This is a genomic window from uncultured Campylobacter sp. (assembly GCF_937949835.1).
Lineage (GTDB): Bacteria > Campylobacterota > Campylobacteria > Campylobacterales > Campylobacteraceae > Campylobacter_B.
On record NZ_CALEDC010000360.1, the window covers coordinates 1 to 2,198 of the forward strand.

At 54.2% G+C, this 2,198-nt stretch carries 1 protein-coding gene and 1 pseudogene; both read left to right on the plus strand.

Annotation, left to right across the window (positions count from 1 at the left end; all coding sequences use genetic code 11):
* Nucleotides 1-687 (plus strand): annotated as a pseudogene (locus Q0256_RS08275) (hypothetical protein); the annotation flags it as partial.
* On the plus strand, nucleotides 677-2,198 hold a 1,522-nt coding region (locus Q0256_RS08280), incomplete at its 3' end, for a proline--tRNA ligase (protein WP_297962132.1). The pseudogene Q0256_RS08275 and the gene Q0256_RS08280, both read left to right, overlap by 11 nt.

Genomic DNA, 2,198 nt, shown 5'->3' on the forward strand with positions numbered 1-2,198 from the left:
GGACGCGCAAGTCGCGATGACGCAGGCGGCGCAATTTTAAGCGACGGCACAAATATCTGCGCGGCTCGTATCAAGACCGACACGCTGGATAATCTCAAAAAATATCTAAACGTAAATAGCCTATTTTTCAGCGCTACGGGCTCGCAGGAGCCGATCATTACCGATAGCTTGTTAGAGCCCAAAAGCTTTAAGCGATATTTTTTCGATATAGCCGTGCCGCGCGACGTGGAACTTAGTCAGAGCGAGGATGTCGAGGTTTACAGCGTCGATGATCTGGAGGAGATCGTAAAGAAAAATTTGCTGCTTCGCGAGGAGCAGGCGCAGATCGCTTACTCGATCGTGGCAAAATGCACGAACGAGTTTTTCAAATGGCTGAGGGCGGCGGCATCCACGCCGATCATCAAGGCTTTGCGCCAAAGCGCGAAACAAGTAGCCGAGCTAGAGCTAGCCAAGGCGCTTAAAAAGGGCTATCTAAAGCACAGCGATGCAGAGGAGGCGCGCAAGCTTATCCATCAGGTTTTTAAAGCGTTTCTGCACGCTCCGACGGTAAATTTAAAAAATCTTGGCGAAGCGGACGATGCTGACGGCACGGTAAATGCGCTGGTCGAAATTTTTGAACTGCAAGAAAACTACGAAAAATTTTTAAATCAAGAAAACGAGAAAAAGGACAGACAGAATGAAATTTAGCAAGCTTTTCGCTCCAAGCTTAAAAGAAGCTCCCAGAGACGCGGTGCTACCTAGCCACGCGCTTTTGATCCGCGCGGGATTTATTGAGCAGCTGGGCAGCGGGCTTTATAATTTTTTGCCGCTAGGAAAGATAGTGCTAGAGCGGATCTGCGCCGTCATCAGGCAGGAGATGGACGCTGCGGGCGCGCAGGAGGTCTCTTTTAGCGTCGTGACGTCCGCGGATGCGTGGAAAAAAAGCGGTCGCTACGCCAAATACGGCAAGGAGCTGCTGCGCTTCAAAGATCGCAAGGATAACGACTTCGTGCTAAGCCCTACCAACGAGGAGGCGGCGGTTTTGATGGTCGCGGATAAGATCACAAGCTACAAGCAGCTGCCGCTAAATATCTATCAGATCAATACGAAATTTCGCGATGAGGCGCGCCCTCGCTTCGGACTTCTGCGCGGACGCGAGTTTACGATGAAGGATGCCTATAGCTTCCACGCGGACGCTGCGGATATGAAGCGCGAGTTTGAGGTGATGAGGCAGGCGTACTCGCAGATTTTTACGCGACTGGGGTTAAATTTTCGCGCGGTCGATGCGGACAGCGGCGCGATCGGCGGCAGCGGCAGCAAGGAGTTTATGGTGCTAGCGGATAACGGCGAGGACGATATCGTCGTGTGCAAGCGCTGCGAATATGCCGCAAACATCGAGGCTGCGCGCCGCGCACCAAAAACTACGAACGCCGCCGCGCCCGAGACCGACGGTATGATGAAATTTAAAACCCCCGCGATGAAAACGATCGACGCGGTGGCGGAATTTTTTAAAGTGGATAAATTCTACACCATCAAAGCGGTGATCAAAAAAGCGCTATACGAGGATCGTAGCGAGATCGTAGCGTTTTTTATCCGCGGCTGCGACGAGCTGCAAGAGACCAAGGCGCAAAATGCCTGCGGCGCGCTGGAGCTAATCGATGCTAGCGAGGAGGAGATCGCGCAAGCGGGCTTTACGGCGGGCTTTTGCGGACCTTTCGGGCTCGGCGAGGGGGCGAAATTTTACATCGACGCCGAGCTAAAAGGAGCGCGCGAGATGATCGCGGGCGCAAACGAGCCGGATTACCACTACGTGGGCGCAAGCGTGATAAATTTTAACGAATCGCGCTTTGCGGATCTCGCCGCCGTGAGCGAAGGCGACGCGTGTCCGTGCTGCGGCGGCGAGCTTGGCATCACGAAAGGCATCGAGGTGGGCCATATCTTTCAGCTCGGTACGCGCTATTCGGAGCCGATGGGAGCGCGATTTTTAGACGCAAACGGCAAGGCTCGTGCGTTTTACATGGGCTGCTACGGCATCGGCGCAAGCCGCCTTATCGCCGTGGCGATCGAAAGCAGTCACGACGAGCGAGGCTGTGTGTGGCCGCGCGAGCTGGCGCCTTTCGAGCTTGAGATCATCATCTCAAATCACAAAGACGCGGCGGCGGTAGAATTTGCCGAAAAATTATACGAGCAGTGCCGCGAGTGCGGTATCCGTGTGCTAC